General features: G+C 66.0%; 14 protein-coding genes. 10 read left to right on the forward strand and 4 right to left on the reverse strand.

The annotated features are described in order from the left end of the window. Positions 1-5 precede the first annotated feature (5 nt). The 3 genes from ASE75_RS06785 to ASE75_RS06795 all read right to left on the reverse strand — a co-directional run bounded on the left by ASE75_RS06785 (position 6) and on the right by ASE75_RS06795 (position 2,192). Positions 6-539 carry a hypothetical protein gene (locus ASE75_RS06785; protein ID WP_156340244.1) on the reverse strand — a complete coding sequence of 178 codons (534 nt, stop codon included), beginning with the start codon at positions 537-539 and terminating at the stop codon, positions 6-8. An 81-nt stretch (positions 540-620) separates the two neighbouring features. Beyond that, a complete protein-coding gene (locus ASE75_RS06790; protein WP_055930851.1) occupies positions 621-1,268 on the reverse strand; it encodes a hypothetical protein in 648 nt (215 codons plus the stop codon). A gap of 93 nt (positions 1,269-1,361) precedes the next feature. Beyond that, the gene (locus ASE75_RS06795; protein ID WP_055930855.1) at positions 1,362-2,192 is read right to left on the reverse strand and encodes a hypothetical protein; all 831 of its coding nucleotides are present in this window, start codon (positions 2,190-2,192) and stop codon (positions 1,362-1,364) included. A gap of 589 nt (positions 2,193-2,781) precedes the next feature. On the opposite strand from ASE75_RS06795, the gene ASE75_RS06800 reads away from it, so the two are divergent. The 4 genes from ASE75_RS06800 (at position 2,782) to ASE75_RS06815 (ending at position 5,696) form a co-directional block, all read left to right on the forward strand. Further along, positions 2,782-3,657 carry a hypothetical protein gene (locus ASE75_RS06800; protein WP_162233721.1) on the forward strand — a complete coding sequence of 292 codons (876 nt, stop codon included), beginning with the start codon at positions 2,782-2,784 and terminating at the stop codon, positions 3,655-3,657. Between the two features lie 85 nt (positions 3,658-3,742). Continuing rightward, on the forward strand, positions 3,743-4,441 hold the full coding sequence (locus ASE75_RS06805; protein WP_156340246.1) for a hypothetical protein: 699 nt from the start codon (positions 3,743-3,745) through the stop codon (positions 4,439-4,441). Beyond that, on the forward strand, positions 4,441-4,962 hold the full coding sequence (locus tag ASE75_RS06810; protein WP_055930863.1) for a hypothetical protein: 522 nt from the start codon (positions 4,441-4,443) through the stop codon (positions 4,960-4,962). The genes ASE75_RS06805 and ASE75_RS06810 overlap by 1 nt, the downstream gene beginning before the upstream one ends. Before the next feature lie 140 nt (positions 4,963-5,102). After that, a complete protein-coding gene (locus ASE75_RS06815) occupies positions 5,103-5,696 on the forward strand; it encodes a hypothetical protein (protein WP_156340249.1) in 594 nt (197 codons plus the stop codon). Positions 5,697-6,002: 306 nt separating this feature from the next. On the opposite strand, the gene ASE75_RS06820 is transcribed toward ASE75_RS06815, so the two are convergent. Next, positions 6,003-6,407 carry a MerR family transcriptional regulator gene (locus ASE75_RS06820; RefSeq protein ID WP_055930869.1) on the reverse strand — a complete coding sequence of 135 codons (405 nt, stop codon included), beginning with the start codon at positions 6,405-6,407 and terminating at the stop codon, positions 6,003-6,005. Positions 6,408-6,476: 69 nt separating this feature from the next. Between ASE75_RS06820 and ASE75_RS06825 the strand changes: the two genes are divergently transcribed. From ASE75_RS06825 to ASE75_RS06850, 6 genes are read left to right on the forward strand one after another with little or no spacing between them, the layout of a single operon-like run. Further along, positions 6,477-7,121: a cation transporter gene (locus tag ASE75_RS06825; protein ID WP_055930872.1), complete on the forward strand. Its 645-nt coding sequence runs from the start codon at positions 6,477-6,479 to the stop codon at positions 7,119-7,121. 11 nt (positions 7,122-7,132) lie between these two features. Further along, positions 7,133-7,462: a hypothetical protein gene (locus ASE75_RS06830; RefSeq protein ID WP_055930875.1), complete on the forward strand. Its 330-nt coding sequence runs from the start codon at positions 7,133-7,135 to the stop codon at positions 7,460-7,462. Positions 7,463-7,519: 57 nt separating this feature from the next. After that, the gene (locus ASE75_RS06835; RefSeq protein ID WP_055930878.1) at positions 7,520-8,782 is read left to right on the forward strand and encodes a TolC family protein; all 1,263 of its coding nucleotides are present in this window, start codon (positions 7,520-7,522) and stop codon (positions 8,780-8,782) included. Continuing rightward, positions 8,779-9,927: an efflux RND transporter periplasmic adaptor subunit gene (locus tag ASE75_RS06840; RefSeq protein ID WP_443025298.1), complete on the forward strand. Its 1,149-nt coding sequence runs from the start codon at positions 8,779-8,781 to the stop codon at positions 9,925-9,927. The genes ASE75_RS06835 and ASE75_RS06840 overlap by 4 nt, the downstream gene beginning before the upstream one ends. 3 nt (positions 9,928-9,930) lie before the next feature. Beyond that, positions 9,931-13,152 carry an efflux RND transporter permease subunit gene (locus tag ASE75_RS06845; RefSeq protein ID WP_055930881.1) on the forward strand — a complete coding sequence of 1,074 codons (3,222 nt, stop codon included), beginning with the start codon at positions 9,931-9,933 and terminating at the stop codon, positions 13,150-13,152. Then, positions 13,142-14,059: a cation diffusion facilitator family transporter gene (locus tag ASE75_RS06850; RefSeq protein ID WP_055930884.1), complete on the forward strand. Its 918-nt coding sequence runs from the start codon at positions 13,142-13,144 to the stop codon at positions 14,057-14,059. Before ASE75_RS06845 ends, ASE75_RS06850 begins: the two co-directional genes overlap by 11 nt. Positions 14,060-14,203 lie beyond the last annotated feature (144 nt).

Consider the following 14,203-nt stretch of genomic DNA (forward strand, 5'->3'; position numbering starts at 1 on the left):
GAGCGTCAGGTGGTGACGTTGATCCGATCATACGGGATCGCGTCGTTGATCGTGCCGCCGCGTGGCACCCAAATCATTCCATCTCGACTCGGCGCTTCCATTTGCGAAGCCTTTTCTCGCCAGCGGCGCCACGCGATGCCCTCGCCCGAAACACGGCGTGCCTGAGGCGGCAACTCCGACGCGCTGAGGCGGCGAAGTGCGCCGATGAACCACCGGTCGCTATCCGTAAGAAGTTCGATCGGCGCATTCTCGTCCGCAGCGTACAGGCGAGCATTGGGGATCCACCTCACACCCGTTCTTCCCCGGATCGCCAGCGACACGCCGAGTGGTTCATCTGCGTCGAGCGCGCAGGCGACATGAACGAGGTCGCAACCCTTGTCGGCAGCGAGCTGGGCCATCGCAGCGATGTCGTCACCGATGCGCGGTGAGCTGAAGCACCATGCGGTTGTGTCGAACCGGTGGGTGTGACCGGGATGAGTCATCAACGTGCGCAAGGCGAGAGACCATTTCTGGGCAAGGTCGAGATATGGCGATGTCATTGTCGTCTCCATTTATATGAAGGCCTGTTGGCCGAGGTTCCTTTTCCGCTCTTCAACGAACCCCGCTTTGTCTGCATTCTGTCAGGTGGCGCTGCTGCTGCGCGCCCCTACGGTCGCACTGGCGCGGCGCAGGACCCAGGCATCGGTCGCCGCCTCGGCGTCGAGGCCGGTCACCCCGGCAGTGCGAACAAAAGTCCGCCAGATCGCCATCGCCTCGTCCGCGAGATCACGGCGCAGTCGATCGACAGCGCCGATGGCCCAAGCACCAGTGATGACCTCCACGTTCCAGACGGGCGCGTAGATCGCCATGCCTGAAGCGGCTTCATTCAGCGTCGGTGCGCCGGCACCGCCATGCCTAAGCGCGATGTCAACGACCCCGCCTTTCAGCAGATGCGTGAGCCGCTCCAGGAAATGATGAGCGACCGCTGGCGGTGCGGTTGCAGCGGCGTCGAGCAACGCCGGGACGAGCTGGTGGTCGACGTTCCAGCCAATCATCATGGCGGCTCCCGGTAGGCGGGATGTGATCCATTCAAGCAAAGTGCCTTCCGGCTCTCCGGCCGAGATCGCGTGGGCGCGACGTTCGAAGCGCCAGCGGCCGTCCGCATTGCGTTTGGCGATGAACAGCCCAACGCCCACGAGGTTGGTCTCAGCGGCGTGAACACCATTGGCGGAAGCCGGCATCTCGACAGTTACAGCGGTAAGGGCGATGTAGATGGGACAGGTAATCATACGTGCTCCGGTGGACACACGTCATCGCGCCGCCGGCGTCGCCGGCAGCGGATGACAAGATTGATGCAAGAGCCGGGCGTGGCGCTCGGCGGATCAGAGCGCGTTCGCGGCGAACCCTTGCTCGTCGCGTTCCTGAGCAAGCCGACGCGCGACGTCGGTCGATGCTCTTGTGGCGCGGACGGCCGGTGCCTGCGCCAGCGCCCACCGGGCCGGCGGGCATTCCGCAAACCCGCGGAATGGTTCCAGTCCAGGCGTCGTCTGCAGCCAGACGGCGAAATCCGCGAGCGGCAGAGCCATTTCAGCCGGGTCAGCGTTCTTCCACGCGGCCCAATGAAGCCAGCACATCCAGGTCGCAATCGTGTCTTCGGCAACGTAGCGCATGACGGCATCAACGTCGCCAGCGCGCCACAGCGCGCCCACGTCCGACCCGTGGGTGGACGTCTTCACCGGAATCTGCAGCGCCTCGCAGACGGCCGCCAACGACAGCGTACGCGACGATCCGTATCCGGAGAACTGGTCGGCCAGATCGCAATGGGTGGTGTCGTAGCGAGCCGACTGCGCCTGCCGCGCCAGCCCTTCAAGTCCGAAGCATTGATGAGACATCGCCCGGAGACGGAGAACCGCCAGATCGAAGCCTCGCGAATTCCAGCCGACGCCGACCACCCCGGGAGATAGACAAGCATCGACCTTCCGATAGAACTGTTCCTCGTCACCGGGTCGGCAGACCAGCACGTCGAGGCGGAAGCTGTGTCCCCCGTCTGCTGACCGGGTTACGCCAAGGAACGCTGCCGTGACCGGTCGATGCTGCGGGATGGGCGGGAAGGATCCGTCGACGGGTTCCTCTTCCACGACCGTTTCGATGTCGAAGGCGACCACTCGCCCGGTGGGATGGTCGTCGCGGGGACGCTGCTGCCAGATACCCATATGCTTCACCTCATGTCGAATTTCGCGTCGCTGGTTAGCGGTGCGGATCGACCGGCGCGGTGGCCGCGTCACGCGGCTTTTCCCCTACCCCTGATCGATCACGGAGCCGGCAGGCCTGAAAGAGCGGGACGAGGTGCTATGCAGAACTGGCGCCGACCGAAGGGATGGCGCAACCCAAGGTCCGCAGCACGGACCGCCCAGAGCCGTGCACGGCGACGCGGACCCTGAGGTTCGCGCTCCGCAGCGCGGCGCCGCCGCAGCGGCTGCCGAGCCGCGTAGTTGTTACGTGCGTAGCGCGTAATAACTACGGTATTGCGCCTAAAAAAATTAGTAATGTGGTTCTGCCACATAGCTACGGTATTGCGCCTGAAAATTGCCAGCCGCTTAGAACAGGTCTTACCCAATGTAAGTTGACTTAGGGTCCGACTTACCTCAGGAAAGCACAGCGATCAAATATCTTACCTTAGCCGCCGTCCTATGACATTTCCGCATACGCAAATGACGTTATTGCGAGACGTAAGGGTTCTGGCCACGTAAATGGATGTCCGCCTGAGATCGAAATCCCTTCGATCGGGTGGAGGACTTCACGTTGCAGCAGCTTCAGTCGGCCCTTGATACACTGATCGGCGTCGCAACCGACCTCATTGTCAGCGCCGCCGCATCATCAGCGCGTGAGTATAAGTCCACGCGCGACACGGCGACTGACCTCCGTAGCGAGGCTGCGCTACGCGAGATCGTCGGCCCCGCGCTGTATAAGCTCGCCCTTAGCATGTCGGCGGAGGTCGAGCGTCGTGCAACGCCACGGTTCAAGTCGATCCTCGCGCATCCCCGCCACGGCCGTGAGCAGCTCATCGACGAACTCGATGACGCCGACACCGAGCTCAATACAGCCATTCATGAAGTCGCGCCGTCGCCGACCGCCGCAGCGAACCTCCGCGTCGCGCTCGCGATCATTCGTGTGCGTGCCATCACAATGGCGTTGGGCGAGCAGGCGTTCGCGGATCCCCGCAGACTCAGGGGCGGCGGCGGGCCAACGCCCCGACGCCGGGCGTTTAAGGCGACTGATCTCCGCGAGGACGTGGCGCGGGGGGTGATCGCAGCCATCGATGCCGGCGATCGGTGGCATGCGGCGTTGGAGCCGCTCCGCGTGCTGGAACCGACCGGCGCAAATCGCGACGGCGTTGCAACCAAGATCTTGGCGTTCGCGGATATGCCGGATGGCCACGCCATTCTGGAGCGCATCGCCGCCAACGCGCGCCCGCACTTCCCGCCGCTGGTTCAGCCAGCCTCGGACGGGCCGTCCGCGACTGCCGAATTGATCGAGGACGTCAACGCGCCGATCGAGATCGTCAATCCGGATCGCGCCGTAGCAGCCGAGCGCCGTCCGACCGTCAATCAGAAAGACGGCCGATTGTCAGCCGCTGAAATCGCGCGCCGCCAGAGAGAGGAGCGGCGGCGGCGATGAACTTCCGCATTTCGCGCTTGGCTCGAGCGCCGCCCGCCCCGCGTGCCGCAAAATTACAGCAACACAGTGGAGATCCATTATGAACATGAAGAACTATTATCGATACCTGCACCTGTTCGAAAAGGAAAAGGGCGGCGTCGGATCGACGGGAAGCCTCGTCACGGCCGCGCATGAGGTGATGAAGCGTGGCGACCCTGTCGTCTTCGTCGAGTGCAGCGTGACGCAGGCAGACGTGTTGAACGCTTATTCAAAGCGCCACACGGTGCATGAGGTCGACTTAAAGAGTGACGACGCCGCGGACCAGATCCTCAGCGCCGTTCAGCAGGCAGACCCCGGCGCCCGTATCTTCGTCAATGTGCCCGGTGGCCGACTCGACGATCTCGATCGCGTCCACGATCTCATCCGATTTGTGCAGAAGAAATATCCCGATCTCATGCGGGTCGCCGTCACGTGGACGATGGGCCTCGATGCCGCCTCGCGCACGACGCTTGATGCGCTGCGAATGTCCCACATCCCGGGTCAGCTCATCCTGAACCTGCCGCACTGGCACGGAGACCTGGGTAACTACAGCAACGTCGATTCGGATTTGCTCGACAGCGTCCTCGCAGAAGGCGGCATCGTCCTACAGATGCCCGAGCTGACGCCGCACCTCTATGACCGTTTCCGCAAGGATGAGATCGGACTCGACGTGCTGCCGCAGGCCCCGCGCATGACCTTCGGAAATGTTGCGGCTTTCGAGATGTGGGAAGCCGAGGTCGCCGCGACGCTGGCGGACATCTACTGATGTCCGGCGGCACCTCAGCGATCGTGAACCTGTACATCGCGATCTACGGACACGCGCCTTCGTCTCAGACGACGGAGGCGCTGATCCGCGCCGAGCAGGTGCTCGGCATCACCGAAGGAGACGCACTCGCGCGGTTCTACGTGGTCCTGTTGCACTCCGCCGATCGCGTCGACGAGGCCGTGGGTAGCCGCACCGCAGCCGAGAAGGGGTTTATCACCGACCTGCGCGGAGTGACGAAGGAATTGGCTACGATTATCCGCAACGTCGATGACGCCGGTCGCAAGGTGATGCGCACCGCGAAGCAGCGTGGATCGATGCTTTCGGACGACGATGTGGTTGCGGTGGATCGGTCGACGTCCCCGCTGTTCGCCTATCTGCGTCATGCCTTCTATTTCACCAGTCTCGGTAAGGACGCTGAGGAGCGCATCATGGCCGCCCGCCTCGACCTTTTCGCTACGGTCGTCCTGCTGGTGGTCGTAGCTGGTGCTACGTGGGGGATGTTTCGGCTTTTCCCCGTGTGACACCGCGACGGCAGGCCACAAAGCGGCCTGCCCTGCCTATTGATTATATTAAGTCTCCGGGGGGGTGTACTACCGACGAAAACCGGGTGCCGTGGTATTAACGGTTGCCCGCTTAGCATGGGGTTATGTGGCGAACCTCCATGACTCCGGGCGTGGCCCAATTGCCGAAGAGAACTTGCCTGAGGCCGGAGAGCGCCCGGTCGCTGCTGCATGCCGAGCGGTTCGCGCGCAAGGCACTGTCGCCTATGGAAACGGTGATCACCATAGAATTCAGCTCCGCGCTTGCCGGCAGCGTGCAGCCGTATGAACTGTTCCGGAAGATATGGGAAAACACGCGACGCGCTTGGAACTACCGCGTGAAGCAAGGCACCGCGTACGGCACCTTCGACGCAATCGCTGTGTGGGAGCGCCCGCCGAACGGACCGACCCATGTGCACTGGCTGCTGCGCTGGTCGCCGCTTGATCGGGACGATCTCGAAAAGCGCATCCGCCGCGCGCTGAAGAAGCTCGCGCCTAACATGCCCGACCGCTGCCTGATGGTGCAGCCTGCGAAGACGACGAGCAAGTTTGCAAAGTATATGGCGAAGGGGATCGACGCCCCCTACGCCGATCACTTCTATCTAAAGCACTCGCCCCAGGGTCCGATCAATCATCGCCGAATCATCATATCTCGGTCCCTTGGGCCAACGGCGCGCAAGATTTATCGACAAAAAACCGGGTTATCGCCGATCTGACAAACGCGTCGATTAGATAGCGGATTGCATCGCTGTGTCCTCGACAGGCGAAGCTGTCGCCATGAACGCCGGGCGCGCGTTTATCGTCTTGATGTGACAGGTTTCCGTGCGTGTTCGGACCGGGCGCCAGCGTCAGCACCTAGATGCTCTTGGCCGTCACCACCAAACGGGTGAAGAATACCGATCCTCAGTGGTGCTGCGGCGTCGGGCTCGATATCTCGCTGGCATCAACGGAGACGACTTCCGCAGCCGATACGATCTTGCCGAAGGCGGCTCGAGCCGGAACGTACATGGCTTCCACCTCCATCAACGGACTCCCGGGGCGAATGCCTCGAGGATGCGACATTCCGCCATGGTGCCTCCAGCGCAGCTGGAGATGACTCCCGCGAGTTCGCGCCGAAGCGCCGTCAGGTCGGCGATCTTGCGGTCAATCTCCTCCAGGTGCCGGTTGGCCAGGGCGTCCACCGTCCCACAGTCCCGATCGCGCTGCTCAGCCATGTCGAGCAGCGCGCGCACCTCGTCCAGCGAGAAGCCGAGATCGCGCGTGCGGCGGATGAATCGAAGGCGCTCCAGGTCCTCCGGTCGATACGAACGGTAGTTGCCCGTCGTCCGAGCCGGAGGGGCGATCAGTCCCGCGCGCTCGTAATAGCGCACCGTCTCCACCTTGGTGCCGGTCGCCTCAGCCAGCTTGCCGATCGTCAGCGCATTCATCCTATTGACCCTGTAGCAGCTACAGGCTCCATATAGGGCGTCGCACGACGAACACGAAGGGCGACGACCATGGCCTGCGGCAGCTGCTGCGCATCATCGAACAAGGGGACATCCGCAGATCCCAGGTGGAGGCGGGCGCTCTGGATCGCGCTCGGCGTGAACGCCGCCATGTTCGCCGCCGAAATCGTCGCCGGCGTGGCCGGCGGATCGAAAGCACTGCAGGCGGACGCGCTCGACTTCCTCGGCGACAGCGCGAACTACGCGATCAGTCTTGGCGTGGCCGGCATGGCGCTGGCTTGGCGAGCGAGGGCGGCACTGCTCAAGGGTGCGACGCTCGCAATCCTCGGCGTCTACGTCCTGGCAGCGGCACTTTGGGCGGTCTGGCACGGCGGCACGCCGCAGGCCGGGATCATGGGTGTGGTCGGCGTGATCGCGCTGGTGGCGAACGCCGGTGTCGCGCTGATGCTGTATCGCTATCGCACCGGCGACGCGAACATGCGGTCCGTCTGGATCTGCTCGCGCAACGACGCGATCGGCAACGTCGCCGTAGTGCTCGCCGCAGCGGGCGTGTTCGGGACCGGCACCGCCTGGCCCGATCTGATCGTCGCTGGCGTCATGGCCCTGCTCGGTATCAGCGGCGGCGTGCAGATCATCATGCAGGCGCGATCCGAGATCGTCCCGAATGGGCGGGGTTACACGGTGCCGGCGGAATGATAGTAAAAGGCATGCGCAAGCTCGTGCCCTTCCTGGCGTGCCTGATGCTGGTCCTTACGACGTGGGCCGGCATGGCGCATGCTACCGAAGCAGGCGGCGTCGAGATGAGCAGGACCGAGATGGCCGCCCATGCACCAGGCGACGGCGACGAGGTTCCGGCCGATGCCGACAAGGGCTATCCGCACCATCACGCGAGCTGCCACGAGCACCACGTGAACACGCCGACCGTCCGGGCCGCCGCCCTGCCGGTCTCCGTCGCGTCGGCAATGCCGCTGCCGGTGCGCAGCCGCGCGCTGAGCGGGCACGACACCGAAGCGGACCTCCGCCCCCCGCAGGCCTGACGCGTCGATTGGGCGCGCGTGGACGCGCGTCCGGGTCAATAACGTCAGGAGCATCTCATGCACCGCATCATTGCGGCCGTACTGGCCGCAGGCGCCTGCGCATCATCGCTGCAGGCCCAGACCGACCGAACCGCCGCACCGGTGCCGGTCCTCACGCTTGCCGAGGCGCTCGACAGAGCGGGCGCGTCTTCGCCATTCCGGGACGCGGCGGCGGCCGGCATTCGTGCCGCCGAGGCGCAGCGCCGCGTCGCCGGGCTTCGTCCCAACCCGTCCATCGTCGGCGAGACGGAGAACGTCGCCGGCACCGGCATCTACCAGGGGCTGCGATCGTCGGAGACGACGCTCGGCCTCGCGCTGCCGCTAGAGCTCGGCGGCAAGCGCGGCGCCCGCATAGCCGTCGCCGAGGCGCAGATCGGACGTGCCGGTCTTCAGGCCGAGATCGCTCGCGCCGACCTGCGGCTGCGGGTGACACAGACCTACAACGCCGCCGCCGCCGCCCAGCGTCGGGTCATCATCGCGGAGGATCAGGTAGGCATCGCGGCCGAAGTGCTGCGTGCCGCCCGCGTGCGGGTGCGGGCCGGCCGCGCATCGCCGCTCGAGGAGCAGCGCGCGGACGTTGCTCGCATTTCTGCGGAAGGGGCGCTCGAACGAACGCGACGGTCGGCCGAGGCTGCGTCCGGCAATCTCGCCCGGCTGCTCGGCATGCCGGTGAGACAGCTCGATCGCAGCTGGTTCGATGCGGTGCCTTCGGCTGGCACGATGCGACCGATGGCGACTTCCGGGACCCTGACCGTCGCAGTGGCGCGCGCCGACCTCGACACGGCGAGCGCGCAGGTGCGTCTGGCACGCAGCCAGCGGGTGCCCGACCTGACGGTCAGCGCCAGCGCGCGGCGGCTGGAGCAGACCAACGACGTCGCCGCGGTGTTCGGCGTCTCCATCCCCCTCAACGTCTTCAACAACGGGCGCGCGAGCATCGCGGTGGCCGAGGCCCAGCGCGAGCAGTCGGATGCACAGCGGCGCGCCGCGCTGCTTGACGCCGAGCAGGACGTCGCGACAGCGCAGGTCGATGCCGAGAACGCCGCGACTACGGCGCGCAACGCCGCTGGACCGGCGCTTGCCGCGGCGACCGAGGCCGCCCGCATCGCCCGCATCGGCTACCGCGAAGGCAAGTTCGGGCAACTCGATCTGCTCGACGCCGAACGCACGCTGCTCGAGACCCGCACGGCCGCGATCGACGCGCTGGCCGCTCATCACGACGCGCAGGCGCGTCTGGAACGGCTGACCGCAGCCGCGCCGCTTCCCAAGGACGATCAACGATGAACCGCATCATGAAGGCTGCCATGCCGGCCGTCCTGGCGCTCGCCGTCTCCGGCTGCGACCGGCCGGCGGGACCCGCGGAAAACGCCGGCGAACCCGGGGAGACCAAAGAGGCAGCCACTGGCGATCCGATGACCGCCACGCTCTCTGCGCAGCAAATTGCCGACGCAGGCATCGAGGTCACCCGCCCGACCGTTGGCGGCGTCGCGGGCGCGATCGAGCTTCCCGCGACCATCGAGGGCGACCCACAGGGGGTGCAGGTGGTGTCGGCCGCCATCGCGGGACGCCTCGTCTCGCTCACGCGCAACCTCGGCCAGCCTGTCAACCGCGGCGAGACGTTGGCCGTCATCGAGAGCCGGGAGGCCGCAAGCCTCAACGCCGAGGTGGAAGCCGCCCGCGCCCGCACCACGCTGGCCCAGTCGAACCTGCGTCGCGAGCGGCGACTTTTCGCAGAGCGCGTATCGCCCGAACAGGACCTCGTCGCCGCCCGCACCGCCGCGACCGAGGCGAACATCGCGCTGCGTCTCGCCCGTCAGCAGCTATCGGCCACCGGTGGTGGCGGTGGGGCGCTCAACCGCATCACCGTCCGTTCGCCGATGTCCGGTCAGGTGATCGCGCGATCGGCGACGCTCGGCCAGCAGATCGCCGCCGACGCCGAGATCTTCCGGGTCGCGAACCTGGCCAAGGTGTCGGTGACGATGTCGCTGGTGCCGGCCGATGCCGGACGCGTCGTGCCGGGCGCGCGCGTCGAGGTGACGTCGGCGGGACGGCGTCAGGAAGGGCGCGTGACCTTCGTCTCGCCGATCCTCGACGAAACCACCCGCCTGGTGCCAGTCATCGCCACCATCGACAACGCCGGCGGTACATGGCGCGTCGGCGAGAACGTCAGCGTCTCGGTGCTGCTGCCGGCCACCGGCGATCGCAGCATCGCCGTGCCATCGGCCGCCGTGCAGATGATCGGCGACAAGCCGCATGTGTTCGTCCGCACGCCGTCGGGCTTCAAGGCGACACCCGTAACGCTCGGCCGCACGAACGGCGGTTCCGTCAGCGTCACGACCGGCCTGACCGGCCAGGAGCGCATCGCATCCACCAACTCGTTCACGCTCAAGGCCGAACTCGGCAAGGGCGAAGCGAAGGACGAGGACTAGGTCATGCTCGCCCGTATCGTCACCATCGCCGTCGAGAAGCGCTGGCTCGTCCTGCTGCTGACCGTCGCCGCGGCACTCGCCGGGGTGTTCGCGATCCAGCGGCTGCCGATCGATGCCGTCCCCGACATCACCAACAATCAGGTGCAGATCAACGTCGTCGCGCCGGCACTTTCGCCCGACCAGATCGAGAAGCAGGTCGCCTTCACCGTCGAGACTGCGCTCGCCGGCATTCCCGGCCTCGAACATACCCGGTCGCTCAGTCGCAACGGTTTCGCCCAGATCACCGCGGTCTTCGATGAGAAGACCGACATCTACTTTGCGAGATCGCAGGTCGCCGAGCGGCTACGCACGGCGGAGGAGAGCCTGCCCGAGGGCGTGAACCCGGAGATGGGACCGATCGCCACCGGGCTCGGCGACATTTTCATGTGGACGGTTGAATATCGTGAGCTCGACCAGGTCAATCACCGCAACGGCGAGCCCGGCCTGCAGAAGGATGGCAGCTACATCACCCCGGAGGGTGACCACCTTGTCGATGCCGCCGACAAGGCGACCTACCTGCGCACCGTTCAGGACTGGATCGTCACGCCGCAGCTGAAAAGCAGTACTGGGCTGGCCGGCGTCGACAGTCTGGGCGGCTACACCAAGCAGTATCTGGTCGTCCCCGACATCCAGCGCATGGCGGCGATGAAGATCACGCTTCAGGATCTCGCCACCGCGCTTGAGCGCAACAACACCAGCGCCGGGGCTGGCGTCGTCAACCGCAACGGCGAAGGCCTCGCAGTCCGCGCGGATGGTCGCGTGCGCAACGCCGACGAACTGGCGCGGACCGTGGTGGCGACGCGCGAGAGCGTGCCCATCCTGCTGAGCCAGATTGCCACCGTCCGCACCGGGCAGGCGCTGCGCATGGGATCGGCATCCGAGAACGAGCGCGAGGTCGTCGTCGGCACCGCGGTCATGCGGATTGGCGAGAACAGCCGCACCGTATCCACCGGAGTCGGCGAACGGTTGAAGGAGATCGGCCGCGCGCTGCCCGTCGACGTCGTCGTCAAGCCGGTGCTCAACCGCACCGAGCTGGTCAACTCGACCATCGCCACCGTCGCGCGCAACCTCGCGGAGGGAGCGCTGCTCGTCATCGTCGTGCTGTTCGCGCTACTCGGCAACTTCCGCGCGGCGCTGATCGCGGCGCTCGTCATTCCGATCACGATGCTGCTGACCAGCGTCGGCATGCTCCGCGCAGGCGTCTCGGCCAATCTGATGAGCCTCGGCGCGCTCGACTTCGGGTTGATCGTCGACGGCGCCGTCATCATCGTCGAGAACGCGCTGCGGCGGCTTGGCGACGAGCAGCACGGCCGAGCCGAGCCGCTGCCGCTCCGGCAACGCCTCGATCTGGTTGCGGCATCGGCCCGTGAGATGATCCGCCCGTCCGTCTACGGTCAGGCGATCATCATCCTTGTCTACGCACCGTTGCTCACCTTCACCGGTGTGGAGGGCAAGATGTTCGAGCCGATGGCGCTGACGGTCATCATCGCGCTCGTCTTCGCCTTCGTCCTGTCGATGACCTTCGTGCCCGCTGCCATCGCCATCTGGCTCAGCCGACCGGTCGACGAGAAGGAGAGCCGGATCATCGGCTGGCTGCGTCGCCGCTACGAGCCGGGCCTCGCCAAGGCGATGGGGCGGCCGAGTGTCACGCTGGGCGTCGCGATGGGTGCGCTGGCACTCGCCGGTGTCGCGTTCACGACGCTCGGACAGGAGTTCCTGCCGCAGCTCGACGAGGGCAACATCCTTGTGCAGGCGGTCCGCATCCCCGGCACCTCGGTCGACCAAAGCCAGACGATGCAGTTCCAGGTCGAGAAGATGCTCGCGCGTCAGCCCGAGGTCCGCTTCGCCTTCTCGCGCACGGGAACCTCGGAGATCGCATCGGACCCGATGCCGCCCAATGCCACCGACACCTTCGTCATCCTGAAGCCGCGCGCCGAATGGCCCGACCCCGGCCTCGCCAAGGAGGAACTGGTGGAGCGGATGGAGAAGAGACTCTCGACGCTGCCTGGCAACGCCTACGAGATCACCCAACCGATCCAGATGCGCTTCAACGAACTGATCGCCGGTGTTCGCGGCGACGTCGCCGTGAAGGTGTTCGGTGACGACTTCGGCGGCATGAACGACGCTGCCGGCCGCATTGCCGACATCCTGCGCAAGACGCGTGGTGCGGTCGACGTGCGGGTCGAGCAGACCGAAGGTCTGCCGATGCTCGACATCCGCCCCAACCGCATGGCGATGTCGCGGATCGGCGTCACCGCCGGCGATGTGCAGGACACCGTCGCCGCTGCTATCGGCGGTCGCGAGGCGGGCGTGATCTTCGAGGGCGATCGCCGCTTCCCGGTGGTGATCCGTCTATCGGAGGCATCGCGGTCGGACCTGACCGAAGTGGCGCAGGTGCCGGTGGCGACGTCAGCTGGTGGCTTCGTGCCGCTGTCGACGGTGGCCGACATCGCGGTCGTCGACGGGCCGAACCAGATCAGCCGCGAGAACGGCAAGCGCCGCGTCGTCGTCCAGGCGAACGTCCGCGATCGCGACGTTGCCGGCGTAGTGGCGGATGCTCGTGCGGCCATCGACGCGCAGGTGAAGATGCCGCCCGGGACGTTCGTCGAATGGGGCGGGCAGTTCGAGAACCTCGCCTCGGCGCGCGACCGACTGCTGCTGGTCGTGCCCGTCTGCTTCGCCGTCATTATGCTGCTGCTCTACGGCGCGCTCGGCTCGCTGCGCGACGCGGTGATCGTCTTCACCGGCGTGCCGCTCGCGCTCGTCGGTGGCGTGCTGGCCCTGGTCCTCCGGGGAATGCCGTTCTCCGTGTCCGCCGCCGTCGGCTTCATCGCGTTGTCGGGTATCGCAGTGCTCAACGGGCTGGTCATGGTGTCTTCCATCCACGACCTCATGGCGCGTGGCATCGACCGGGTGCAGGCCGCCCAAGACGGGGCGCTCGCACGCCTGCGGCCCGTCGCCATGACTGCGCTCGTCGCCAGCCTCGGCTTCGTGCCGATGGCGCTCGGCCACGGTGCGGGCGCGGAATTGCAGAAGCCGTTGGCGACGGTCGTCATCGGCGGCCTCATCTCGGCGACGCTGCTGACCCTGTTCGTCCTGCCGACGCTCTACGCCCGCTTCGGCGGATGGCGACCAGCCGACACCGTACCTGCAACCCCATATGAGGAGGCGAACCATGGCCCATGACCACGGCTCGGCCGGGCACTCGCACGACCACACGGCAGGCGCCAACGCCAAGATGCTCGGCTGGGCGCTAGCCCTGACCTCCGCCTATCTGGTGGCGGAGGTGATCGGCGGGATCGTCTTCAACAGCCTCGCCCTTTTATCCGACGCCGCCCACATGATGACCGACGTAGCGGCGCTAGTGATTGCGCTGCTGGCAATCTGGCTGGGACGCAAGGCGCCGGACGAAAAGCGGACGTTCGGCTACCGACGCTTCGAGATTCTCGCCGCTGCCTTGAATGCGTTGCTGCTGTTCGGCATCGCGATCTACGTGTTCGTGGAGGCGATCAGGCGGTTCACAGAGCCGCAGGAGATCCAGTCTTGGGGCATGATGATTGTCGCAGCGATCGGCTTGGTCGTGAACCTCATATCCATGCGGCTGCTGACTGCCGGCAAGGACGCGAGCTTCAACGTAAAGGGCGCCTACCTCGAGGTGTGGGCCGACATGATCGGCTCGATTGGCGTCATCGCGGGCGCCGCGGCGATCCGGTTCACCGGTTGGACCTGGATCGATCCCGTGGTTGCCGTGGCGATCGGCCTTTGGGTGCTGCCGCGCACGTGGATACTGCTGCGCGACACCACCAACGTGCTTCTCGAGGGTGTTCCCTCCAGTTTGCGGCTGACCGAGGTACGCACCGCCATCGCAGCCGTGCCGGGTGTCGCCGGGCTCCACGACCTCCACGTCTGGTCGATGTCGAACGACGACGTCAGCTGCACCGTGCACGTGACGCTGGGACAGGGCTGCAATCCGGATCCCGTTCGCCTCGGCGTTGCAGCCATGCTGGACCAGCGCTTCGACATCTCGCACGTCACCGTGCAGACCGAAGCACCGGGCGAACCATGCGGAGACGGGCACGAGGTCCATGCCTGACGACGCGCCAGCGGCACGAAGACCGCCCCGACGATGGTCGGACGAGAATGACGACGATCTGCGTCGACGCGTCGCCGCACGTCAGCAGATTGGCGACATCGCACGGGCAATGAACCGGACGGTCGACGGTATCCGCGGACGGGC

The sequence above is a fragment of the Sphingomonas sp. Leaf17 genome, assembly GCF_001421505.1.
GTDB lineage: Bacteria > Pseudomonadota > Alphaproteobacteria > Sphingomonadales > Sphingomonadaceae > Sphingomonas.

Excerpts from the sequence above, each read along its gene's own strand:
- ASE75_RS06810 (WP_055930863.1), top strand. The coding sequence starts at position 4,441 with ATGTCCGGCGGCACCTCAGCGATCGTGAACCTGTACATCGCGATCTAC.
- ASE75_RS06790 (WP_055930851.1), bottom strand. The coding sequence starts at position 1,268 with ATGATTACCTGTCCCATCTACATCGCCCTTACCGCTGTAACTGTCGAG.
- ASE75_RS06825 (WP_055930872.1), top strand. The coding sequence starts at position 6,477 with ATGGCCTGCGGCAGCTGCTGCGCATCATCGAACAAGGGGACATCCGCA.
- ASE75_RS06815 (WP_156340249.1), top strand. The coding sequence starts at position 5,103 with ATGACTCCGGGCGTGGCCCAATTGCCGAAGAGAACTTGCCTGAGGCCG.
- ASE75_RS06845 (WP_055930881.1), top strand. The coding sequence starts at position 9,931 with ATGCTCGCCCGTATCGTCACCATCGCCGTCGAGAAGCGCTGGCTCGTC.
- ASE75_RS06835 (WP_055930878.1), top strand. The coding sequence starts at position 7,520 with ATGCACCGCATCATTGCGGCCGTACTGGCCGCAGGCGCCTGCGCATCA.
- ASE75_RS06795 (WP_055930855.1), bottom strand. The coding sequence starts at position 2,192 with ATGGGTATCTGGCAGCAGCGTCCCCGCGACGACCATCCCACCGGGCGA.
- ASE75_RS06820 (WP_055930869.1), bottom strand. The coding sequence starts at position 6,407 with ATGAATGCGCTGACGATCGGCAAGCTGGCTGAGGCGACCGGCACCAAG.
- ASE75_RS06850 (WP_055930884.1), top strand. The coding sequence starts at position 13,142 with ATGGCCCATGACCACGGCTCGGCCGGGCACTCGCACGACCACACGGCA.
- ASE75_RS06785 (WP_156340244.1), bottom strand. The coding sequence starts at position 539 with ATGACATCGCCATATCTCGACCTTGCCCAGAAATGGTCTCTCGCCTTG.
- ASE75_RS06840 (WP_443025298.1), top strand. The coding sequence starts at position 8,779 with ATGAACCGCATCATGAAGGCTGCCATGCCGGCCGTCCTGGCGCTCGCC.
- ASE75_RS06805 (WP_156340246.1), top strand. The coding sequence starts at position 3,743 with ATGAAGAACTATTATCGATACCTGCACCTGTTCGAAAAGGAAAAGGGC.
- ASE75_RS06830 (WP_055930875.1), top strand. The coding sequence starts at position 7,133 with ATGCGCAAGCTCGTGCCCTTCCTGGCGTGCCTGATGCTGGTCCTTACG.